22 protein-coding genes are annotated in these 22,158 nt (G+C 68.6%); 9 read left to right on the plus strand and 13 right to left on the minus strand.

The window, feature by feature from the left end; translation table 11 throughout:
• Positions 1-16: 16 nt before the first annotated feature.
• From pheT to hisN, 5 genes are all read right to left on the minus strand, one after another.
• Entirely contained in the window at positions 17-2,443 is a 2,427-nt protein-coding gene (pheT, locus tag OMP43_RS17015) for a phenylalanine--tRNA ligase subunit beta (RefSeq protein ID WP_280280722.1), read from the minus strand.
• Positions 2,440-3,540, minus strand: a complete 1,101-nt coding sequence (gene pheS, locus OMP43_RS17020) for a phenylalanine--tRNA ligase subunit alpha (protein WP_280280723.1) — start codon at positions 3,538-3,540, stop codon at positions 2,440-2,442. Before pheS ends, pheT begins: the two co-directional genes overlap by 4 nt.
• Positions 3,541-3,645: 105 nt before the next feature.
• The gene (rplT, locus tag OMP43_RS17025) at positions 3,646-4,011 is read right to left on the minus strand and encodes a 50S ribosomal protein L20 (RefSeq protein WP_180146221.1); all 366 of its coding nucleotides are present in this window, start codon (positions 4,009-4,011) and stop codon (positions 3,646-3,648) included.
• 14 nt (positions 4,012-4,025) lie between these two features.
• A complete protein-coding gene (gene rpmI, locus OMP43_RS17030) occupies positions 4,026-4,229 on the minus strand; it encodes a 50S ribosomal protein L35 (protein WP_078103280.1) in 204 nt (67 codons plus the stop codon).
• A gap of 228 nt (positions 4,230-4,457) precedes the next feature.
• A complete protein-coding gene (hisN, locus tag OMP43_RS17035) occupies positions 4,458-5,252 on the minus strand; it encodes a histidinol-phosphatase (protein WP_280280724.1) in 795 nt (264 codons plus the stop codon).
• Between the two features lie 66 nt (positions 5,253-5,318).
• Between hisN and OMP43_RS17040 the strand changes: the two genes are divergently transcribed.
• From OMP43_RS17040 to OMP43_RS17050, 3 genes are all read left to right on the plus strand, one after another.
• On the plus strand, positions 5,319-6,383 hold the full coding sequence (locus OMP43_RS17040) for a phospholipase A (protein WP_280280725.1): 1,065 nt from the start codon (positions 5,319-5,321) through the stop codon (positions 6,381-6,383).
• A 30-nt stretch (positions 6,384-6,413) separates the two neighbouring features.
• Positions 6,414-6,956, plus strand: a complete 543-nt coding sequence (locus OMP43_RS17045) for a peroxiredoxin (RefSeq protein WP_280280726.1) — start codon at positions 6,414-6,416, stop codon at positions 6,954-6,956.
• Between the two features lie 136 nt (positions 6,957-7,092).
• Positions 7,093-8,112, plus strand: a complete 1,020-nt coding sequence (locus OMP43_RS17050; protein WP_280280727.1) for a GGDEF domain-containing protein — start codon at positions 7,093-7,095, stop codon at positions 8,110-8,112.
• Between the two features lie 645 nt (positions 8,113-8,757).
• Here OMP43_RS17050 and OMP43_RS17055 read toward each other — a convergent pair.
• The 4 genes from OMP43_RS17055 to OMP43_RS17070 all read right to left on the minus strand — a co-directional run bounded on the left by OMP43_RS17055 (position 8,758) and on the right by OMP43_RS17070 (position 12,432).
• Entirely contained in the window at positions 8,758-9,372 is a 615-nt protein-coding gene (locus OMP43_RS17055; protein WP_280280728.1) for a YbhB/YbcL family Raf kinase inhibitor-like protein, read from the minus strand.
• Positions 9,373-9,585: 213 nt separating this feature from the next.
• A complete protein-coding gene (locus OMP43_RS17060) occupies positions 9,586-10,257 on the minus strand; it encodes a glutathione S-transferase family protein (protein WP_280280729.1) in 672 nt (223 codons plus the stop codon).
• Positions 10,258-10,386: 129 nt separating this feature from the next.
• On the minus strand, positions 10,387-10,824 hold the full coding sequence (locus OMP43_RS17065) for a hypothetical protein (protein ID WP_280280730.1): 438 nt from the start codon (positions 10,822-10,824) through the stop codon (positions 10,387-10,389).
• Between the two features lie 126 nt (positions 10,825-10,950).
• Entirely contained in the window at positions 10,951-12,432 is a 1,482-nt protein-coding gene (locus tag OMP43_RS17070) for a M23 family metallopeptidase (RefSeq protein WP_280280731.1), read from the minus strand.
• Positions 12,433-12,685: 253 nt separating this feature from the next.
• Here OMP43_RS17070 and OMP43_RS17075 point away from each other — a divergent pair, with 253 nt between their 5' ends.
• Genes OMP43_RS17075 through fdxA form a run of 3 tightly spaced genes read left to right on the plus strand, consistent with a single transcriptional unit; the run spans position 12,686 to position 15,857 of the window.
• Positions 12,686-15,163: a helicase-related protein gene (locus tag OMP43_RS17075; protein ID WP_280280732.1), complete on the plus strand. Its 2,478-nt coding sequence runs from the start codon at positions 12,686-12,688 to the stop codon at positions 15,161-15,163.
• Entirely contained in the window at positions 15,156-15,458 is a 303-nt protein-coding gene (locus tag OMP43_RS17080; protein ID WP_280280733.1) for a S4 domain-containing protein, read from the plus strand. Before OMP43_RS17075 ends, OMP43_RS17080 begins: the two co-directional genes overlap by 8 nt.
• Positions 15,459-15,518: 60 nt before the next feature.
• Entirely contained in the window at positions 15,519-15,857 is a 339-nt protein-coding gene (fdxA, locus tag OMP43_RS17085) for a ferredoxin FdxA (RefSeq protein WP_280280734.1), read from the plus strand.
• Positions 15,858-15,860: 3 nt separating this feature from the next.
• Here the strand turns inward: fdxA and OMP43_RS17090 are convergent, their stop codons facing one another.
• On the minus strand, positions 15,861-16,730 hold the full coding sequence (locus OMP43_RS17090) for a tetratricopeptide repeat protein (protein ID WP_280280735.1): 870 nt from the start codon (positions 16,728-16,730) through the stop codon (positions 15,861-15,863).
• Between the two features lie 241 nt (positions 16,731-16,971).
• Between OMP43_RS17090 and OMP43_RS17095 the strand changes: the two genes are divergently transcribed.
• The 3 genes from OMP43_RS17095 (at position 16,972) to OMP43_RS17105 (ending at position 19,093) form a co-directional block, all read left to right on the plus strand.
• On the plus strand, positions 16,972-17,505 hold the full coding sequence (locus tag OMP43_RS17095; protein WP_086127610.1) for a CarD family transcriptional regulator: 534 nt from the start codon (positions 16,972-16,974) through the stop codon (positions 17,503-17,505).
• A 117-nt stretch (positions 17,506-17,622) separates the two neighbouring features.
• A complete protein-coding gene (locus OMP43_RS17100; protein ID WP_280280736.1) occupies positions 17,623-18,354 on the plus strand; it encodes a head GIN domain-containing protein in 732 nt (243 codons plus the stop codon).
• 37 nt (positions 18,355-18,391) lie between these two features.
• Positions 18,392-19,093: a DUF2807 domain-containing protein gene (locus OMP43_RS17105; RefSeq protein ID WP_280280738.1), complete on the plus strand. Its 702-nt coding sequence runs from the start codon at positions 18,392-18,394 to the stop codon at positions 19,091-19,093.
• Here OMP43_RS17105 and pdeM read toward each other — a convergent pair.
• The 3 genes from pdeM to OMP43_RS17120 all read right to left on the minus strand — a co-directional run bounded on the left by pdeM (position 19,090) and on the right by OMP43_RS17120 (position 21,678).
• Complete coding sequence (pdeM, locus tag OMP43_RS17110) at positions 19,090-19,752, minus strand: ligase-associated DNA damage response endonuclease PdeM (RefSeq protein WP_280280824.1); 663 nt, start codon at positions 19,750-19,752, stop codon at positions 19,090-19,092. The genes OMP43_RS17105 and pdeM overlap by 4 nt on opposite strands.
• Before the next feature lie 31 nt (positions 19,753-19,783).
• Positions 19,784-20,197 carry a hypothetical protein gene (locus OMP43_RS17115; protein WP_280280739.1) on the minus strand — a complete coding sequence of 138 codons (414 nt, stop codon included), beginning with the start codon at positions 20,195-20,197 and terminating at the stop codon, positions 19,784-19,786.
• 71 nt (positions 20,198-20,268) lie between these two features.
• A complete protein-coding gene (locus OMP43_RS17120; protein WP_280280740.1) occupies positions 20,269-21,678 on the minus strand; it encodes a M20/M25/M40 family metallo-hydrolase in 1,410 nt (469 codons plus the stop codon).
• Positions 21,679-22,158: the final 480 nt, after the last annotated feature.

Consider the following 22,158-nt stretch of genomic DNA (forward strand, 5'->3'; position numbering starts at 1 on the left):
AGGAAGTTTGTCCGCCTCACCCTCGCAGCGCCGCGCCCAGCTTCGCCGCCGCGGCGACCACCTTGTCGGCGACTGCCTTCAGTTCCTCGTCGGTGAAGCTCTTTTCGCCCGGCTGGAGCGTGACTTCGATGGCGAGGCTCTTCTGGCCTTCCGGCACGCCGGCGCCGGTGAACAGGTCGAACAGCCGGGCATCGACGATCGCCGCCTTGTCCGCTCCCTTCACGGCGCGGACGAGATCGCCCGCGGCCAGGGCGTCCGGCACCAGGAAGGCGAAGTCGCGGGTCACGGCTTGGAGCGCGGGCGGCGTATAGGCCGTGCGCATGAAGCCGCTCCCGCCGCGCTTGGCGGGCAGCGCATCGAGATAGAGCTCGACCGCGGCGACATCGCCGTCGAGGTCGAACGCCTTGAGCACGCTCGGATGGACCATGCCGAACGCCGCCAGCACCGTCTTGGGCCCAAGCCGCAGCGTCGCCGACTGGCCCGGATGCCAGACTTCGCCGGCTTCACCCATCACCTGCAGGTTCGCCACCGGCGCGCCGGCGGCCTCGAGCAGCGCCAGCGCCTCGGCCTTGGCGTCGAACGCCGTGAAGGGCTGCGCCTTGCCGCCCTGCCAGCCGCGCGGGGTCTTGGCGCCGGCCAGCAGCACGCCCAGCGTCACGCGTTCATCGAGATTCTTGGCGCTGTCCGCCAGATAGCGCCGGCCCAGCTCGAACAGGCGCACCGAAGCCGCCCCGCGCTTGAGGTTGCGCTCCGCTGCGCCGAGCAGGCCCGGCAGCAGCGACGGGCGCATCACCTTCATGTCCTCGCTGATCGGGTTGGCCAGCGTCCAGGCGCCGCCGCCGAACGGCGCCGCCTGGCCTTCCGAGACGAAGCTCCAGGTCACCGCTTCGTTCAGCCCGCGCGCCGCGGCGGTCCGCCGCAACCTGCGCTCGAGCTTCTGCTCGGGCGTCGCCGTCGGCCGGGCCACGCCGGGGAGGCGCGACAACGGCGTGGAGGGAACATGGTCGATGCCCTCGATGCGGATCACTTCCTCGACCAGGTCGGCCGGCCCGTCCACGTCGCGGCGCCAGCTCGGCGCGGTGACGCGCAGCGCGTCGAAGCCATCGGCCAGCTCGACCGGATCGCCATTGCCGTCGAGCGGCTGGACGGTGAAGCCGAGGCTCTCGAGGATCGCGACCTGGCGCGCCGCCGGTACGGCGAGGCCGCCCAGCGTCTCGGCGAGCTTCGGATCATAGCCGGTGGTGACGCCCACCCTCGGCAGCGTGCCGGCGCGCGTGACCTCGCTCGCCTTGCCGCCGCACAGCCGGGTCACCAGCCGCGTCGCGATCGCGATGCCGTCTTCGAGGAACGCGGGGTCGACGCCGCGTTCGAAGCGCGAGCGTGCGTCGCTGGTCAGCATCAGCTTCTGGCCGGCACGGGCGATATGGTCCGGATCGAAGAACGCGCATTCGATCACGACGTCGGTGGTGGCGTCGGACACGCCGGTGTCCTCGCCGCCCATGATGCCGCCGATATCGTGCACGCCATTGTCGTCGGCGATCACCGTGATCGTCTCGTCGAGCGTGTAGGTCTTCTCGTTGAGCGCCAGCACCTGCTCGCCGGCCCTGGCCTTGCGCACCGTCAGCGCGCCCGAGAGCTTCGCCTTGTCATAGACGTGCAGCGGGCGGCCGAGATCGATCATCACGTAATTGGTGATGTCGACCAGGGCCGAGATCGGCCGCTGGCCGATCGCCTTGAGCCGGCGCTGCATCCATTCGGGCGAGGCGCCGTTGGTCACGCCGCGGACCGTCTGGCCATAATAGGCCGGGCACCCCTCGGGCGCCTCGATCTTCACCTCGGGGCCCGTGCCTTCGCCCTGTACCGGCTCGGCATCGAGCGGCTTGAGCGTGCCGATGCCCGCCGCGGCGAGGTCGCGCGCGATGCCGCGCACGCCCATGCAATCCTGGCGGTTCGGCGTGATCGAGATGTCGAACACCGGGTCGTTGAGTTCCGCATAATCGGCAAAGGCGGTGCCCACCGGCGCATCGGCCGGCAGCTCGATGATCCCGTCATGATCGTCGCCGAGCTCCAGCTCGCGGGTCGAGCACATCATGCCGTTCGATTCGACGCCGCGCACCGCCGCGACCTTGAGCGCCATGCCATTGGCCGGCACCACGGCGCCCGGCGTGCCGAGCACGCCGACCAGCCCGGCGCGCGCATTGGGCGCGCCGCAGACGACGGTCAGCGCCTGCTCGCCGGTATCGACCGTGAGCACTTGCAGCTTGTCGGCCTGGGGATGCCGCTCGGCGGTCAGCACCCTGGCGACGCGGAAGCCGTTCAGCTTCTCGCCTGGATTCTCCACGCCTTCCACTTCGAGGCCGACGCGGGTCAGCGCCTCCTCGATGTCGGTGAGCGAGGCGTTGGTATCGAGATGCTCCTTGAGCCAGCTCAGGGTGAACTTCATGCGCCCACTCCCCCGCTCAGCGTGGGCACGTCGAGCGCCGAGAAGCCGTAATGCCTCAGCCAGCGCAGATCGCCGTCGAAGAAGGCGCGCAAATCGTCCATCCCATATTTGAGCATCGCCAGCCGGTCGACGCCGGTGCCGAAGGCAAAGCCCTGCCATTCGTTCGGATCGAGCCCGCAGGCCTCGATCACCTTGCGGTGGACCATCCCGGAGCCGAGCACTTCCATCCAGCCGCCATTATCCGACTTGCGCGGATCGCCGCCGATCACGCGCTTGCCGTTCTGCCAGGTGAAGCCGACATCGACTTCGGCCGAAGGCTCGGTGAACGGGAAATAGCTCGGGCGCAGCCGCAGCACGATGTCGTCGCGCTCGAAGAACGCCTTGAGGAAGGTCTCGAGCGTCCATTTGAGATGGCCGAGCGTGATCCCCTTGTCGATCACCAGCCCTTCGATCTGGTGGAACATCGGGGTGTGCGTAGCGTCGCTGTCCGAACGATAGACCCGGCCCGGCGCGATGATCCGGATCGGCGGCTTGTTCGCCACCATGGTGCGGATCTGCACCGGCGAAGTGTGGGTGCGCAGCAGATATTTCTGGCTGCCGTCCGCCTCGCGCGGGAAATAGAAGGTGTCGTGCATCGCCCGTGCCGGATGAGTCTCCGGGATGTTGAGCGCGGTGAAATTGTGCCAGTCGTCCTCGATCTCCGGGCCGGTGGCGACGGAGAAGCCCAGATCGGCGAAGATCTCGGCCAGCTCGTCCATCACCTGGCTCACCGGATGCACGCTGCCCGCCGCCACGCCGTCCACCGGCAACGTCATGTCGAGCGTCTCGTCGGCAAGCCGGGCGTCGAGCGCCGCCTTTTCCAGCGAGGCCTTGCGCGCGGCCAGCGCCTCGGTCACGGCCTCGCGCAGGCCGTGGATGCGCGGGCCCTGTTCCTGGCGCTCCTCGGGGCTCATCCCGCCCAGGGTCTTGAGCAGGGCGGTGATCGCCCCCTGCTTGCCGAGCGCGTGCACGCGCACCGCTTCGAGCGGCTCGAGCCCCGCCGCGGCATCGACCGCGCCGAGCAGGTCGGTGCGGAGCTGGTCCAGATCGGTCGTCATCAAATCCTCATTTGGTCGAGGGAGCCTCTAGCGGGGGCGAGGGCAAAGAAAAAGGGCGCCGGTGTTGCCACCGGCGCCCCATTTTCTCGTACTCGCTCAGGTCGCTCAGGCGGCCTGGGGCAGAGCCGCCTTCGCCTGCGCGATGATGGCGGTAAAGGCTTCGCCCTCGTGCATCGCGATATCGGCCAGGACCTTGCGGTCCAGCTCGATGCCGGCGAGCTTCAGCCCGTGCATGAACTGCGAATAGGTCAGGCCCTCGGCGCGGACGCCGGCGTTGATGCGCTGAATCCACAGACCACGGAAGGTCCGCTTCTTAACCTTGCGGTCGCGATAGGCGTACTGGCCGGCCTTCTCGACGGCCTGGCGGGCGATGCGGATCGTGTTCTTGCGACGACCGCGATAGCCCTTTGCCTGCTCCAGGATGTTCTTGTGCTTGGCCTTGGTGGTAACACCACGCTTAACTCGTGCCATTTCTCAGGCCCTCCTTACTTCAGACCGTAGGGCGCCCATGCCTTGATGTGCGCGACATCGGCATCGGCGAGCACGGAGGTGCCGCGGTTCTGGCGGATATACTTGGCGTTGTGGCTGATCAGCCGGTGGCGCTTGCCGGCCACACCGTGCTTCACCTTGCCGGTGGCGGTGAGCTTGAAGCGCTTCTTCACGCCGCTCTTCGTCTTGAGCTTGGGCATTTTCGTCTCCTTGAGTTCGACGATTGCGGACACGCGCGGCAGCCCATTCAGCCGGCGCATCCCTACGATCGCGGAAAGCGGGCCCCCTAGCGCAAAGCCCCGACCGGCGCAACCCGAGTCGGAAACCGGCTTGCTCCCTCGCCGTCCGCCAGGCCGCGCAAGGAGAAGTGCGGGAGGGAAGAACCGGCCGTCCCGTGGCGTAAACTTCGTAACCTTTCGAGTCGCGGCTCAATGGCCGTGATCATGCCCCCGGCAGGCCAGTGCCTCGAGGATATCGTCGATCCGCGCCGGATCGCCGGCGGCGATCACCTCGCCATTGCTCCCGGCGTGCAGGGGATCGCCCTGCCAGTCGCACATCCGCCCGCCCGCGCCCTCGACGATGGGGACCAGCGCGGCGAAGTCGTGCAGCTTGAGCCCCGCCTCGACGACGATGTCCATCCAGCCGCTCGCGACGCAGCCATAATTATAGCAGTCGCCGCCCAGCACCGTGCTCATCACCGCGCCGTCGAGATGCTCGAAGGCATGGAGCTGGTCGTCGCCGAACAGCGCCGGCGAAGTGGTGGCGAGGATCGCCTGGTCGAGGTCGCGGCAGCGGCGCGTCGCGGCCGGCGCGCCGTTGAACAGGGTCGGCCGCCCCGCCACGCCCAGCCAGCGCTCCCGCGTCACCGGCTGGTCGAGGATGCCGAGCAGCGGCCAGCCATCCTCGATCAGCGCGATCAGCGTGCCGAAGATCGGGCGGCCGGCGATGAAGGCGCGCGTGCCGTCGATCGGATCGAGCACCCACAGGCGCCCGCTCGTTCCTTCGCGCGTGCCGAACTCCTCGCCCTGGATGCCGTCCATCGGGCGCTCTGCGACGATCAGCCGGCGCATCGCTTCCTCGGCGGCGCGATCGGCAAGAGTGACCGGGGACTGGTCGTCCTTGGCCTCGAGGCCGTGGGCGCCGCGGAAATAGGGGAGGATCGCCGCGCCCGCCGCATCGGCAAGGCGTTCGGCAAGGGCGATATCGGCTGCGGTCACGGGCATTCGACACGCCCTAGCCCCGAGATTTTGACTCGCCAAGGTCACAAAGCCCTGTCACTCAACCGGCCGATGCGCCGCCGCCTGCTGATTCCGATCGCGTTCCTCGCCGCCACGCCTGCCGCGGCCCAGGGCCTGCGCGCCGTGCCTGCCCAGCCCGCCTCGGAGGCGGAGGCGTTGCGCGGCGTCGAGGTCTTCCTGGTCAACGAGGGCGATCTGGCGGTCACCGATGCCGGCCCGCGCGAGATCGAGGTCACCGCGGTGGACGGCACGCGCCTGGTGCTCGAGCGCGCGCCCGGCCCGCTGCCCACCGTCGCGCCGCACGGCTTCGCCAAGGCGCGCTACGTGCCGGTGAGCGTGGCCGGCCGCGCGGTGCCGCCCACCGAGCAGCACGCCGCCGCCGAGATCCCGCAGGGGGAGACGGTGGTGCAGAGCGCGACCGGCAGCTCGGCCGCCTTTGTCGACCGGTTCGAGCCGCACGAGCCGATCTATGGCGCGTTCGGCCTGAAGGATGCCGGCGGCAAGTTGCAGGTGAGCTTCGCCTTCCGCCCGTTCGGCGAGAAGGCGCCGCTCAAGCTCGGCAATCTGCGCTTCGCCTATACCCAGACGATGTTCTGGGCGCTGAACCGGCCTTCGGGGCCGTTCCGCTCGACCAATTACAGCCCCGAAGTCTATGCCGACATTCCCTTCGACGACACCACCAAGGTGGCGCTCGGCTATCGCCATGATTCGAACGGGCGCGGCGTGGCCGACTCGGTCGATCTCAACCGGGTGTTCCTGCGCGCCGAGAAGCGCTTCGACCTGGGCGGCGACTGGCATCTCGACGTCGCGCCCCAGGCCTGGTTCTATCTCGGCCGGCTGGGCACCGCGCCGGACGTGAAGAACTATTTCGGCTATACCAGCCTCACCGCCGCGATCGGCCAGCAGGACGGGTTGAAGCTGTCGCTAACCGGTCGCGGCAATTTCGAGACGGGCAAGGGCGCGGCCGAATTGTTCGTCTCCTATCCGCTGGCGCGGATTGCCAAGGGAGTGGGCTTCTATATCTTCGGCCAGGCCTTCACCGGCTATGGCGAGGCGCTGGACGACTATCGCCGGAACGACACCCATGCCCGGATCGGCATCGCGCTGACGCGCTAGCCGCCGGCAACGACATTCAGGAGGATCGCCATGCGCAAATTGCTGATCGCCGCCGCCCTGTCGCTCGCCGTGCCGGCCATGGCCACGCTCAAGCCCGGCCAGCGCGCGCCCGACTTCACCGCCCCCGGCGCGATGGCGGGCAAGCCCTTCACGGTCAACCTCAAGGCGGCGCTGAAGAAGGGGCCGGTCGTCCTCTATTTCTTCCCCGCCGCCTTCACCGAAGGCTGCAATGCCGAGGCGCATGCCTTTGCCGAGGCGCTGCCCGATTTCCAGAAGGCCGGCGCCAGCGTGATCGGGATGACCGCGGGCAATATCGACAAGCTCGAGGCCTTTTCGGCGGAGAAATGCGCCGGCAAGTTCGCCGTCGCCGCCGCCAGCCCCGAGATCGTCAAGGCCTATGACGTCCAGCTGACCCGGCCCGACGGCACCGCCACCAAGATCACCAGCCGGACCTCCTATGTGATCGCGCCGGACGGCAAGCTGCTCTTCGTCCATTCGGACATGAGCCCGGCGGGACATATCCGGCTCTCGCTGGAAGCCGTCCAGAAATACCGGGCCGCGCACAGGCACTGATCTCCGGAGCCGGTATTTTCACGAGTCCGCAAGCTTTGCTCACCGGATATTAGCAGTTGGGGCCTAGTCTGCACGGCGTGGCGGTGCTGCGGGTCGGCACTGTCGGGACCAAATTTCTGGTGAGGAATTGAGGCAGATGGTCGCGGCCAAGGCCGTTCGGGTGGCAAGCGGTTCCCAGGCCGCACGTGGCCTGTACGACCGCATCGGAGAATTTCTGATAGACCAGCGGCTGGATCCCGATCCGGCCAATTATGCTTTCGCCTATCAGCTTCTCGCCAACCCCGATGGCCCGCTCGCCCGGGCGGTGCACGCGCTGACCGATGGCGGCGTCCGCCTCACCCGGCGCGACATCGAGACGCTGGGGTGCGACGCGCAGCCCGTCGCTGGCATGCCCACCGCCACGATCGAGAAGGCCCAGGGGCTGGTCGCCCAGACCCAGATGCAGGTCGAGGGCTTTCAGGATATGGTCACGGCCATGCGCGCCGAGACGAAGGATTTCGGCCGCGACCTTGCCGCCAGCGCGCAGGCGATGCGCAGCTCGGGCGGCGACGATATCGAGATCGCCCGCATCACCGCGACGATGCTCGAGCGGGTCCGCAACGCCGAGGAGCGGCTGGAGACCGCCAATCGCGAGGCCAGCGAGCTGCGCACCAAGCTGGAGGAGGCGCGCGACAATGCGCGCCGCGATCCGCTGACCGGCCTGCCCAATCGCCGCGCCTTCGAGGAGGCCTATGCCGCCCAGGCCTCGGCGGGGGCGCGGATCTGCATGGCGGTGTGCGATGTCGATCACTTCAAGTCGGTCAACGACCGGTTCGGCCATGTCGTCGGCGACCGGGTGCTCAAGGCGCTCGGCGAAGCGCTGTCCGACACCTGCAAGGGCCATCTCGTCGCGCGCTATGGCGGCGAGGAGTTCGTCGTCCTGTTCACCGGCCTCGACCTGATGGCGGCGCGCGAAGTGCTCGACCGGGCCCGCCTCGCCGTCTCCGCCAAGCGCTATCGCCTGCGCGAGACCGACGCGCCGCTGGGCGAGATCACCTTTTCCGCCGGCCTCAGCCCGGCGGCCCAGGACGAAGTGTTCGGCACCGTGTTCCACCGCGCCGACCAGCTTTGCTACGCCGCCAAGAATGGCGGCCGCAACTGCGTCCGCGTCGATTGACCGGAATCGGACAGTCTCTGTCCGCCTTTGATTGGGAAATTACACCATAGCTTGGTGTGTAATTTCCCAACCGCGCGTAACTTTCTTACTCACGCTCAATGAAATCAATCACTTAGAAAACTGGCACGCTCCCTGCAATCCATCTGGCATCGGCAACGCCGGATGGTCCGGCAACCGACAATACAGGGAGTAACTATCATGGCCGTTCGTATCAGCTCGTTCCAGCACAGCGTTGCCGTCATCGGCGCCGTCGTCCTCACCTATGCCATCGTGCTCTTCTCCTCGCCCGTGGTTCCGATCGCGTGACCCGTAGCGGTCAGCACGGAACGGAGAGGATAAGCATGACGCGCAGCCTGATGATCGGGATGGCCTCCTTCGCCATCACCGCAATGGCGATCGCCACGGTCGGCCTGCAGGGTTTCAGCCACTTCGGCTGAACCCTGCCGGACCGCCCGGCGGCGGCCCCCAACTCCGGCGGAAGCTCGGCCCGCCTTATGGTTTCCCCAGGCATTCCATCCGGATGCCGCGAAGCTCGAAACCGCCGAGAAACCCGTGACGCGCTCCGGACATGAGCGCGGGACTTCAGCCCGGACTCCATCGCGGCCTTGCCGCCACCGTGCCCATCACGGCGCGACGGCCGGCGCGTCAGGCGGCGGCACCGGCTCCCACCCGGCCGATCGGGGCCTGCTCACCTCGCGAATAGGTGCCGGTGAGCAGCCCGGCGGCGATCACCCGGCCTTCCATCGCGCGCAGGATCGCGCCGCGCCCGGGATTGTCGCCGGGATCCTCGCCTTCGTTCAGCGCGAAGAGCTGGAAGGCGTAATTATGCTCGCCATGCCCGTTGGGCGGATCGGGCGGCAGCCAGCCCTCGACGAAGCGGCTGTTGCGGCCGACATCCTCCCCGTTCGGGCTGCCTTCGCCATCGAGCCCGATCTCACCTTCCTTGAGGTCGCCGCCGAGCGGCAGGCCCCAGACGATCGCGTGCACCACCGGCTGCGGGGTCGGCGCATCGGGGTCCTCGACGATCAGCACCAGCCGCGCGGTGCCTTCGGGCACGCCCGTCCAGAAGAGCGGCGGCGAGATGCCCTCGCCATCGGCGGTGAACCGATCGGGCAGCCGCGCGCCGTTGGCGAAGGCCGGGCTGGCGAGATGGATCACGCCTTCGCCGGCCAGCTCGGGCCGGACGATCGCCAGCTTGTCGGCGCCGGCGCGAAATGGGCTCAGCGCCTTGCCGAGCCAATGGGGAAGATGTTCGAGCATAAGCACCCCGGTGATTGCCCGATCGGAGCGATCGGGATCTTGCGGGAAAAGCGCATGGCGGCGCCGGGAGTTTCATGCGGCAGCGGAGTCGGCGGCATGGATGTCGAGATCGAGATACGGGCGCGCTCGGCGTCCAGGCCCGCGGTCAGTTCCTCCGGATCGAGACTGTCGCCGTGGAAGCCCGGCGACGCGTGGTCCGGTGCGGCGCCGCCATCAAAGGTCGAGCTTCTCGTAATCGGCGGGGGGCGGGATCCCTTCCATCCGCTCGCTGAGCAGCGGGCGGAAGCTCGGGCGGCTCTTCATGCGGATGTACCAGCCCTTGGCCTGTTCGTGGCTCTTCCAGTCGATCCCGCCAAGATAGTCGGCGATCGAGATCTGGGCCGCGGCGGCAAGATCGGCGAGGCTCATCGTCGGGCCCGCCAGCCAGGTGCGGTGATCGAGCAGATAGTCGATATAGTCGAGATGGTTGACCGCCGCCTTCATCGCATTGCGCAGGGCCTGGCCGTCGGGCGACTGCTTGTAGACGATGCGCTTCAGCATCCGCTCGTGGAGCAGGGGGGCCGTGATCTCGGCATAGAAATTGGTATCGAACCAGATCGCCAGGCGGCGGATCTCGGCGCGATCGGTGGCGGTGCCGTTGAGCATCGGCGCCTTGTTCACCGTCTCCTCGAAGAACTCGCAGATCACCTGCGAATCGATCAGCGTCACGCCGCGCTCGTCATCGACCATCACCGGCACCTGGCCGGTGGGATTCAGGTCGAGGAACTCGTCGCGCCGCAGCCAGGGCGATTCGCGCACCGGCTCATAGCCGACGGCCTTCTCGCCCAGCAGCAGGCGGACCTTGCGCGAGAAGGGACAGAGCGGGAATTGGTAAAGCTGCCACATCGGCTCGCTTTAGGACTCGGGATGCGCCCGCGTAAAGCGCTTGCGGACGCGGCTTGCGTCCGGGACGTACGGCAGCGCGCCATATGGTTGCGGCGGCTCTTCCGCCCCGTACGATCGTTACGCGGGCGATCAGTTCTTGAGCGCGGCGCGCAGCGGGGCGAGCGCCGCGCGCAGCCGGGCGGCGGTCTGGTCGAGCGATTCCTGCATCTGCAGCGCACCGTCGGTGAGCTTGCCCGCGACGGCGACGGCGGCGCGCGCGTCCTGGTGGAAATGCTTCTCGAAATCGGGATCGTTGCGGCGCTGGATGTCGCGCAGCGTGTCCTGCTCGCCGATCCTGGGATCGGCATAGCGGGCGATGGAGCCGACCCGCGTGTCGAGCACGATGCCGGCGAGGTTGGTGAGCATCGCCGCCGCGCCTTCCTGCACCATCGGATTGTTCAGCGCGCGGGCGAGCGCTTCGGCCTTGTCGCGGGTAGAGGCGTCGCGGGTGGGCGCCGGCTGCGACTGCTGGGCGAGCGCCGGCATCGCGACGGCGCAGAACAGGGCGGCAGTGAGGACGAGACGCATGGCACGCTCCGGAGTCGGACTCGGATATCCTGGCTCCATAGCACAAATGGCCGGCATTGGCGCAGCAGGTTGCGACGAGCCGTGCCTCCCCTTCCGGGAGAGGAAGTCGGGGCCTTGCGCGGGATGCTAGTCCTCGGCGTCCTTCACGGCGCCGTGCCCGATCGGCACCGAGAGCAGGCGGTTCAGCTGGGCCCTGAACTCGCCGAGATCGCCGCCGGTAAGCTGCTGCGTGCTGGTGAACGACACCGAGCGCGGATTCACCGCCATGCCGTTGCGATAGAGTTCGTAATGGAGGTGCGGGCCGGTCGAGAGGCCGGTATTGCCCACCGCGCCGATCCGCTGCCCGCGGCGCACATGCTCGCCGTTGCGCACATAGATGCGGCTCAGATGGCCATAGCCGGTGCCATAGCCGCCGCCATGGGTCACCTTGATGAAATTGCCATAGCCGCTGCTGCGGCCGGCGAACTGGACGACGCCGTCGCTCGCGGCGAAGACCGGCGAGCCCCAGGGCGCGGCGATGTCGACGCCCCGGTGCATGCGGGTATAGCCGAGGATCGGGTGGCGGCGCATGCCGAAGCCCGAGGAGAAGCGGCCGTTCGCCGGCATCGCCATCGCGCCGGTGCTGTTGCCCTTGCCCGACCCGTCGAACCAGCTGGTCTTGCCGCCCTGTTCGAACGGCGCGAGCTGCACCTTGTTCGAGCAGCCGCTGACCCCGGCGTACATCAGGGTGCCGAGCTGCACCTCGCCGGTTTCGGCGCGGGCCTGGCCGACGATGATGTCGAACTTGCAGTCCGAGCCGAGCCGCGAGACCGGCGTGCGGGTGGCGAGCGTCTTGATATAGCTTTCGACTGCCTTGGCGGGCGCGCCGGCGGCGCGGGCCGAGCGATAGAGCGACCTGCCGATGGTACCCTGGATGCGCAGCGGCGTCCGGTCGATCGCGATCGGGATCGCGCGCATCGCAAGCACGTTGCCGGTGCGCACGAACTCGACGCGCTGATCGAAGCGCGTGCGGATGTCGAGCTTCTCGAGCGGGCGCGGCTGCGACTTGTCGACGCGGCGGCCCAGCGTGTAGTCGGCCATGGTGTTGGACTGGATCTCGTCCAGCGCAACGGCCTTGGTGATCATGCTGCTGACCGTCGTGGCATCGGCCTTGCCGATGCCCGAGCGCAGCAGCGTCGCGAGCAGCGCGCCGCCCGAGGCCAGCTTGGTGGTACCTTCGAGGAGCGGCCGCTCCGGCGTGTCGGTGAGCGGCGCGACCAGCCCGGTCGCGGCGACGCGGGCGCCGGTGCCCGAGCCCATGCCGAGCGGCTTGATCGCCTGCGCCTGGGTCGCGTCGAACTCGGCGCCCGAAAGCGGCGCGGGAACGGTGCCGTAGATCGGGTTCTCGAAGCCGGGCGCGAGCAGCAGGGTGGCGGTGATCAGGGCGACGCAGGTTGCGGCGCCGCGATACCAGGTCAGCGAGCCGATGCGCGAGCCGAGATCCGGCGCGAATTCGAAGTCGGCGAAGCGCTCGCCCAGGCGTGCGGCCAGGCCGCGCGCCGGTGCCGCGGCAAGCGCCGATGCGCCGCCGCCGGTCAGCCCCTCTCCATGGTCACTACGCAGATACAAGGCGCAACGCCCCCCAAAAGGTCGTCGATGTCGTGCCGTAAACCCCCGGCTACCGACAAGATCACTGTGGAAGGCAGGACTTAAAGTCAAATTAAGCACCCTGTTCGGGGCCGGCTCGTGCGGCGAGTTGTGCCACCTCGCGGATGAAGCGAAGTGTTCAGCATATTCGCCAGTATTTCCAACATGGTTAAGGCGGATCGCCAATCCGGGGGAGTTGCTTAAGGGGCGACTCGGAACGATCTTGGGAGTCGCAATGAGTCGTTTCGCGCGTTCTCCGATCACCGCCGTGCTGGGTCCTACCAACACCGGCAAGACGCATCTCGCAGTGGAGCGGATGGCCGGCCATGCCAGCGGCATGATCGGCTTCCCGCTGCGGCTGCTGGCGCGCGAGGTCTATGATCGCGTCGTCAGGATGAAGGGCAGCGATGCCGAGGTCGCGCTGATCACCGGCGAAGAGAAGATCCTGCCGCCCAAGGCCCGCTGGTTCCTGTGCACCGCCGAGAGCATGCCGCTGGAACGCGAAGTCGCGTTCGTCGGCCTGGACGAGGCGCAGCTGGGCGCCGATCCCGAGCGCGGCCATGTCTTCACCGATCGGCTGCTGCGTGCCCGCGGCCGCGAGGAGACGATGATCCTCGGCTCCGACAGCCTGAAACCCATGCTGAAGGCGCTGGTGCCCGAGGCCGAGGTGATCGGCCGGCCGCGCTTCTCGACCCTCAGCTATGCCGGGGCGAAGAAGCTCTCCCGTCTGCCGCGCCGCTCGGCGATCGTCGCGTTCAGCGCCGAGGAAGTCTATGCCGTCGCCGAGGCGCTTCGCCGGCTCCGCGGCGGTGCGGCAGTGGTGATGGGGGCGCTCAGCCCCCGCACCCGCAATGCCCAGGTGGCGATGTTCCAGGCGGGCGAGGTCGATTATCTCGTCGCCACCGATGCGATCGGCATGGGCCTCAACATGGACGTGCACCATGTCGCCTTCGCCTCGCTTTCCAAGTTCGACGGGCGCCGCCAGCGCCGGCTGGCCGTGGCCGAGATGGCGCAGATCGCCGGGCGTGCCGGGCGGCACCAGAAGGATGGCACATTCGGCGCGTTGCACGAGGAAGGCCCCAATGCCTTCACGCCGGAAGAGGTGCTTGCGATCGAGGGGCACCGGGTGCCGCCGCTGGAGAAGCTCTACTGGCGCGAAGGCGAGCCGGACTTCGCCAGCGTCGAGGCGCTGATCGCCAGCCTGGAGGCCAGGCCGAACAGCGATGTGCTGCGCGCCGCGCCCGAGGCGGTGGACCTGGCCGTGCTCAAGCGGCTTTCGGAAGAGGATTGGGTCCGCCAGCGGGTGCGCGCGCCGGCGATGGTCAAGCGGCTCTGGGCGGCGTGCGGCCTGCCCGATTTCCGCAAGCTCGGGCCCGAGCCGCACAGCCGCTTCGTCGGCCGGCTCTTCGGGCATCTCTCCGAGGGGCGCGGCCATGTGCCGCACCAATGGTTCGCCGACGAGATCCAGCGGCTGGACAATATGGGCGGCGACGTCGAGACGCTTGCCGGGCGCATCGCCGCGGCGCGCAGCTGGGCCTATATCGCGCACCGGGCGGACTGGCTGGAGGACCCGGTCCATTGGGCCGAGCGCACGCGCGCCGTGGAGGAGAAGCTCTCGGACGCGCTGCACGCCAGCCTGACCCAGCGCTTCGTCGACAAGCGCACCACCGTGCTGCTGCGCCAGATCGGCGCCGACGCCTCGAACCTGCCGGTGACGATCGGCGCCGAGGGCGAAGTGACCGTCGAGGAACATGCCCTGGGCACGCTCACCGGCTTTCGCTTCACCGTCGCGCCGGAGGCGCGCGCCGCGGACAAGCGCATGCTGCTGGCGGCGGCGGAGAAACGGCTGGGCGGCGAATATCGCAAGCGCGGGGCCGCGCTTGCCGAGGCCGAGGATGCGGCCATCCTGTTGACCGGGTCGGTGCTCGCCTGGAACGGCGTGGCGGTCGCGGCGCTGGAGCCGGGGCCCAATATCGCCCGGCCGCGCATCCGGCTGGATCGCGCGCTCGACGTGCTCGATCCCCCGGCGAGAACGGCGGTGCAGGCCCGGCTCGAACGCTGGTTCGCCGATCAGATCGGCAAGCGCCTGGCCGTGCTCGGCAAGCTCGACGCGGCGGCGCGCGATCCGGCCGCCGGTTCGCCGCTGCGCGCGCTCGCCAATGCGCTGCTCGAGGCCGGCGGGCTGCTGCCGCGCCGTGCCGCCGCGATGCTGGTGGAGGCGCTCGACCCGCCGGCGCGCCAGCGGCTGCGCACGATCGGCGTCACCATCGGCACGCTCGACATCTTCGCCCCCGCGCTGCTCAAGCCCGGCGCGGCGCGCTGGCGGCGCGAGCTGATGGGGCTGGCCGAAGCCCCGCGCGACGGCGCCACCGTGCTGCCGCGCGCCGCGCCGGGTGCCGATCTCGTCCATGGTTATCGCCCGCTGGGAGCCCAGGCGGTGCGCGTCGACCTGGTCGAGCGCATTGCCCGTGCCGCGCACGACGCGCGCCAGGGCCGCAAGCCCTTTGCTCCCGATCCGGCGCTCGCCACTTCGATGGGGCTGACCGCCGAGACGCTGGCGCGGCTGATGGCCCAGCTCGGCTTCCGCACCGCCCGTTCGGCGGAGGGCGAGCCGCAGCGCTGGATCTGGCAGGGACTCGTGGCGCCGCCCCGGCCCAAGGCGCCGCCGCGCGACAATGCCTTCGCGGCGCTCCAGGCGCTGAAGCATGGCTGACGGCGCGGCGATGCGGATCGACCGGTTCCTCTGGTGGTCGCGCCTGGCCAAGACGCGCTCGGCGGCGCAGGCGATCGCCGAGAAGGGCATGCTGCGCATCGATGGCCGCCGGGTCGAGCGCAGCTCGGCCACGGTGCGCGTGGGGTGCGTCGTGGCCTTCCCGCTCTATGGCAAGGTTCGGGTGATCCGGGTCGAGCTGCTGCCCGTCAGGCGCGGCCCGCCGGCCGAGGGGCGCGCCTGCTATCAGGACCTTGTGGTCACTGAGAACGTCTCGCAGGAAGCGCCAACTGATTGACGCAGCGAATCCACAGGCATAGCAGGACCCCCACGTCTTCGATCCAAGGGGCCAGTTTCCATGACCTATGTCATCACCGACGCCTGCATCCGGTGCAAGTACATGGATTGTGTCGAGGTCTGTCCGGTCGACTGTTTCTACGAAGGCGAGAACATGCTCGTCATCAATCCGAACGAGTGCATCGACTGCGGCGTCTGCGAGCCAGAATGCCCGGCCGAGGCGATCCTGCCCGATACCGAGAACGGCCTCGAGAAGTGGCTGGAGCTCAATCGCACCTATTCGGAATCCTGGCCCAACATCACGCAGAAGGGCGATGTGCCCGCCGATGCCGATGCGATGAAGGGAGTCGAGGGCAAGTTCGAGCAGTTCTTCTCGCCGGAGCCCGGTTCGGGCAGCTAGCCTCTAGTTCTTGTCGATGTCCGTCAGGATGTCGGCCATCTCCTTGCGCCGCTTGGGGTCGGGTTCCTCCGCCGCCGCGATGCGCAGCCAGTGCATCATCTCGGCCACCGCTTCCCGGTCGGTCACGGTCTTCCCATCCGGCGCCGCGCGCCGGAACGCGGCCCGTGAGATGAGCGCGGCGGCATCGGCGCGGCCGCCGGCATAGGCTTTCTTCCACCATGCGACCGCGGCACCCGGGTCGGCCGGGCCGCCATCGCCGTTCCACAACATCTGGCCGAGCAGGAATTCGGCATTGTGCTGGCCTTGCGCGGCGGCATCGGCCAGCCAGCGCCGGGCCGCGACCATGTCCTGCGGCAGATTCGCGCCGGTCAGCAGCCAGCCGGCATAGTCGGTCTGGGCATTGGCATTGCCCGATTCCGCGGCCTCGCGGCACAGCGCCACGCCGCGCGGCGCGTCCTTCGGCCCGCCCCGGCCCGAGACCAGCAGCGTGCCGAGCGCGCATTTCGCCTGCACCCAGCCGAGCCGGGCGGCGCTGGCATAGAGGGTGCGCGCCCTGGCCAGGTCCTGTGGCCTGCCCTGGCCGTTCTCGAAGCAGAGCGCGAGATTATGGGCCGAATCGCCACGCTGCGGCGCAGCACGTTCGAACCAGCCACAGGCCTTTTCCGGATCGCGGGGCCAGCCGATCCCGCCGAAATTGCTGGCTTCGCCCGCCAGCTCGGAAGCGGAAGCGTCGCCCTGCAGTGCCAGGGTTTCGATCCGGCGGACGAACTCCTCCGGTGCCAGCGTCTCACGTGTGTCGAGCAATGCCTTGACCGCCGGCGAGAAGATGGCGCCGGTGTCCTGAGCCTGGAGGAGCAGAAGTAGCGCGAACATGCCTCAGCAATGCCTGAGTCGAGAGACAGCCACAATCCTGCGATTAATTGCATATTTTCGCTGCAAGGCGGCACAGTCGGTCTGGTAATTTTATTGCAAACGTGTTAAATGCCCCAAGACGGAGGAAAACTCGCCTCCGCCCGGAGAAGCAAAGAGAAGTCGCCCCGATCAGCCCGTCCCGCATTCGCCGGGGCGGACGCCGAGCCCGTCGGGGCCGGTTATCACGAAAGGTTCCTCGCACATGGCTGCCAAGGCGCTGTCCTTCGATGTCGGCGATTATGTCGTTTACCCCAAGCACGGCGTGGGCCGTGTTATCGAGCTGCAGAAATCCGAGATCGCGGGTATGCAGCTCGAACTCTACGTGCTGCGCTTCGAAAAGGAAAAGATGACGCTGCGCGTTCCGACCAACAAGGCCGAGAGCGTCGGCATGCGCAAGCTTTCGAGTGACAAGACACTCAAGGAAGCGCTCGATACGCTGAAGGGGAAGCCGAAGGTCAAGCGCACCATGTGGTCGCGCCGCGCCCAGGAATATGAAGCGAAGATCAATTCGGGCGACCTGGTGTCGATCGCCGAAGTGGTCCGCGACCTGTTCCGCGCCGACGACCAGCCCGAGCAGAGCTATTCCGAGCGCCAGATCTTCGAAGCGGCGGCCAGCCGCCTCGCCCGCGAGCTCGCGGCGATGGAGGAAGTGGACGAGCCGGCCGCGCTCGAGAAGATCCTCGAGATCCTGCGCAAGGCCGCGGCCATCCACAACAAGGACAAGGTTCCGGCCTGATCTCGGCCGGCATCGAAGCCCAAGGAAAGGGGCGGCCTTGAAAACCGCCCCTTTTCCTTGTCTCATCGATGGTGTATTATGTATCCAACACACATATTGCTTCGGGAGGAAGTTTCGATGCGCGCTGCCCTGTTCGCTCTTGCCCTGTTGCCGCTCGCGGCCACCGGCGCCTGCCACGCCAGCTGGGAAAAGGAAGGTCACAAGGCCGCGCCGAGCGGCGTCGGCGCCAAGCGCAGCTATGACGCGAGCGGCTTCACCAAGGTCGACCTGCGCGGACCCGATGACATCGAGGTGCGGAACGGCGGCCAGTTCGCGGTCACGGCCGAGGGCGATACCGCGGTGCTCGACCAGCTCGAAGTCCGGGTGGTCGACGGTACGCTGCGCGTCGGCCGCAAGGACCGCAGCGGCTTCTCGTTCAGCAACGATCGCGGCGTGAAGGTTCATGTCGTCCTGCCGAAGCTCGATGGCGCGAGCGTCAGCGGCTCCGGCAATATGAGCGTCGACAAGGCCGAGGGTGCTTTCCGCGGCGCGATCGCCGGCTCGGGCAATCTCGGCATCGCCGCGCTCGCCGCGACCGATGCCGATCTCTCGATCGCCGGCTCGGGGGATCTCACCGTCGCGGGCACGGTCAGCCGGCTCAATGCCTCGATCGCCGGGTCGGGTGACATCGACGCGAGCAAGCTCACCGCCACGGGCGCCAGCATCTCGGTCATCGGCTCGGGCAGCCTGCGCGGCGTCGTGAAGGGCGGGGCCTCGGTCTCGATCGCGGGCTCGGGCGATGTCGATCTCACCGGCGGCGCGAAATGCTCGGTGAGCGCGGTGGGTTCGGGCGAGGCGCATTGCTCCTGAGCTTGCCTCGGCGCTGAAGCCGCGCGAGGGTGTGGCCATGTATCGGCTCGCCCTCGCTCCCCTGCTGCTCCTGGGCGCCGCCGCGCCGGGAGACGAGCGCGTCGTGATGGTCACCGGTTTCGACCGGCTGCGCATCGACGGGCCGTTCGCGGTGGAGGTGGCGCCCGGATCGCCGGGCGTGACGCTCACCGGCGATCGCGCCGCGCTCGACCGGGTGGGCGTGCGCGTGGAGGCGGGAACGCTGATCGTCAATGCCGGTACGCAGAGCTGGGAATCGGCAGCGGGCAAGGCCGCGAGCGGCGCGCGCATCCGTGTCACGGTGCCCGGGCTGCGCGTGGTGCAGACCAATGGCGGCGCGTTGCTGAAGATCGCCGAGATGCGCGGCAACCGGCTCGACGTCTCGCTGAACGGGGCGGGGCGGATCGATATCGGCAAGGTCGACGCGCAGGATCTGAGCGTTACCCTGGCCGGCACTGGCACGGTGGCGCTCGCGGGCAACGCGCTGCACACGCGCGTGCGGCTCTATGGCACCAGCAGCCTCGACGCGGCGGCGCTGACCACCGCCGATGCGCTGCTCGTCTCGGGGAGCGGCGGCGCGCTGGTGATGAACGTGCGCTACAACGCCCAGATCAGCGCGACGTCGAGCGGCGTGATCCGGGTGCTCGGCTCCGCCAAATGCCAGGTGATCGGGCAGGGCCCGGTGGAATGCGCCGATCTCGAGCCGCGCCGGGGCGGCTAGGCCGCGAGCGGGAAGCGCAGCAGCCGATCCTCGAGCGCGACCAGCGCCTGCGCGCTGCACCCCACCGCGCGGGCGATCTCCGGATGATGCGCGTCCAGTCCGCCGGTGAGCGCGCCGAAGGCCGGCAGGATCAGCTTGGTCGGCGAGGCGACGAAACAGCGCCGCGCCACTTGCCGCCCCCGGATGCGCAGGCGCAGCTTGGGGTGGAAATGGCCCGACAGCTCGGGGCGCGGATCGTCCGGTTCGGCCTCGTGGCGCAGGACCAGCCCATCGACGTCCGCCTCCGCCAGGATCGTGCCGCCAAAGGGATCGATCAACAGGCTGTCGTGATTGCCGGTGATCCAGCGCCAGTCGAGCCGGGCGGTGAGCCGGGCGAGCAGCGCGCGCGCATCGCCGGGCAGCCGTTCGCAGCCTTCCGAATCATGGAAGCTGTCGCCCAGGCACCAGAGTTCGCGCGCCTGGGTCCGGTCCGCCAGCGCCTCGATCGCCTGCAGGGTCGCGATCGAATCATAGGGGGGCAGCATCTGCCCGCGCGCGGCGAACCAGCTGCCCTTCTCGAAATGCAGGTCGGCGACGAGCAGGGCCCGCCGCGCCGGCCAGTAGAGCGCGCCCTCGGGCAGCGCCATCAGATCATGGCCGGCGAACGAAAGGGGAACCATCATGCCGCTATCGATCCTGGCGGCCGCGCCGTCAACAGCGCAGCATCGGCACCTTGCGGCCCTGATAGGTGATCGTGCCGTGATCCTGGTCGGCGCGCTCGATCGTGTAGCTGCGCGTCTCGGGCGGGTTCACCTTCTCGGCGCCGTCGCTCGCCGCGGCGTCATAGCGCTCGCGGATCGTCTCGGTCACGATGTTGCCGGCCAGCGCCCAACCGCCCATCTCGCCGCTATTGTCGAGGCTGCCATCGGCCGCATAATGGGCGATGAAGTCGCTCGCGCAGCTCGCTTCGAATGACCAGCTGCCGACCAGCCATTCGCGCAGCGGCGCGCCGGCGGCGCCAGCCGCAGCCGCTGCGGGCGCGACAGCGGCCTCGCTTGCCTCGGCCTTCGGCACCGGCTTGGCCGCATCGGGCTGGCAGGCCGCCAGCGCCGCGCCGCCGAGCATCAAAGCAATGAATCGAGCCCCCTCCTGCATGGCCCGAACCTAGCCGAGCCGGCCGATTCGGGCCAGCGCGATCAGGCCGGAACCTTCGCCGTCTCGCCGATCTTCGCCAGGATCCGCACCCAGGAGCGGATGCCCTTGTGAAAGCTCTTCAGGTCATATTTCTCATTGGGCGAATGGATATTGTCGTCGGTCAGCGCGAAGCCGACCAGCACCGTGTCCATCCCCAGGATCTTCGAGATCGACGTGACGACCGGGATGCCGCCGCCGCAGCCGATCAGCGCCGCCTTGCCCCATTCGGCGTCGAGCGCCGCCCGGGTGGCCTCCAGCGGCGGGCTGTCGCTCGATACCGAGACCGCGGGGCTGCCCGGGCCACGCCCGGTGAACACCGCCGAGCAATCGGCGGGCAGGCGCGAGCGGACATGCTCCTCGAACGATGCCCAGATCGTTTCCGGGTTCTGGCTTCCGGTCAGGCGGAAGCTCACCTTGGCATGGGCCTCTGCCGGGATGACCGTCTTGAAGCCTTCGCCGGTATAGCCGCCCCAGATGCCGTTGACCTCGGCGGTCGGCCGCGACCAGATCTGCTCGAGCACGCCATGGCCCTTCTCGCCGGCGGGCACGCGCAGCCCGATCTCGCCGAGAAAGCCGCCGGCGTCGAAGCCGAGCGCGTCCCAGCTCTCGCGGACCGCCGGCGTCACTTCGGGCACGCCGTCATAGAAGCCGGGCAGCGTCACTCGGCCATCGGCGTCCTTCATCTCGCCCAGGATCGTGCAGAGCAGCTGGATCGGGTTGCGCGCCGCGCCACCATAAAGGCCGGAGTGGAGATCGCGCGAAGCCGCGCGGATCGTCACCTGGCCCGCCGCCATGCCGCGCAGCCCGATGGTGAGGCCCGGCGTCTCGGTGTCCCACATCAGCGTGTCGCAGATCAGCGCGAAATCGGCTTTCAGCTCCTCGGCATGAGCATGGAGGAACGGCTCGAGGCTGGTCGAGCCCGATTCCTCTTCCCCTTCGAACAGGATCGTCACCTTGCACGGCAGCCTGCCCTCGGTCTCCTTCCAGGCGCGGCAGGCCTCGACAAAGGTGCGCAGCTGGCCCTTGTCGTCCGACGCGCCGCGGCCGACGATCTGCTTCGCGCCGTCGCCGCGCGTCTCGATCACCGGATCGAACGGATCGCGCTTCCACAACTCGATCGGATCGACCGGCTGCACGTCGTAATGGCCGTAGAACAGGACGTGCGGAACCCGCTCGCCCGCGGGCCCGTCATGATGCGCGACCACCATCGGATGGCCCGGCGTCTGCGCGACGCGGGCGGTGAAGCCCAGGCCGGCCAGCTCGTCGGAGAGCAGCTTCGCGGCGCGCTGACACTGCTCGGCATAGGCGGGATCGGTCGAGACCGAGGGGACGCGCATCAGCGCGAAGAGTCGGTCCAGGCTGTCGTCGAGATGCGCCTCGACATAGTCGAGCGCCTTGGTGGAATCGGTCATGCGGGAGCGCTACGCCTGTGGACGGGACGGAGCAAGCCGGCGCGCGCCGGCCCGGGCACGCGCGGCGCCGCGCCGCCGATTCGGGCGGGGGGCGTGGAGCGCGGAAGTTTACGAAACATACGCTATGGGAGCGGCTTTCGCTTCCCGTGCGGGTGCCCGTGACGGACGGGATCGGGACGAGAAGGGAAGCCGGGTCGCACCCGCTGGCGTGGCGCGGGCGCAATCCCGCATTGCAAGCCAGGATGGCCTTCCGATGGCGGTGGAGAATAGCTGGGTGGCGACGTTTGCCGATCGAGTCGGGGTGCTAGGCTGTGTCGACATTCGGAAATCCCCTCCCGGAGGGAGAGGAAATGGGGACAACGGCTCGCATCGTTGAACGGCGATACGTCGTGGGTTGAGACCCCATATGGATCGTTGATTTGCCTGGAGACAAAACCTTCATTTCGTCATCCCCACCTGCGCGGGGACGACGCGGCTCGC

This window comes from Sphingomonas sp. CBMAI 2297 (assembly GCF_029870595.1).
Lineage (GTDB): Bacteria > Pseudomonadota > Alphaproteobacteria > Sphingomonadales > Sphingomonadaceae > Sphingomonas.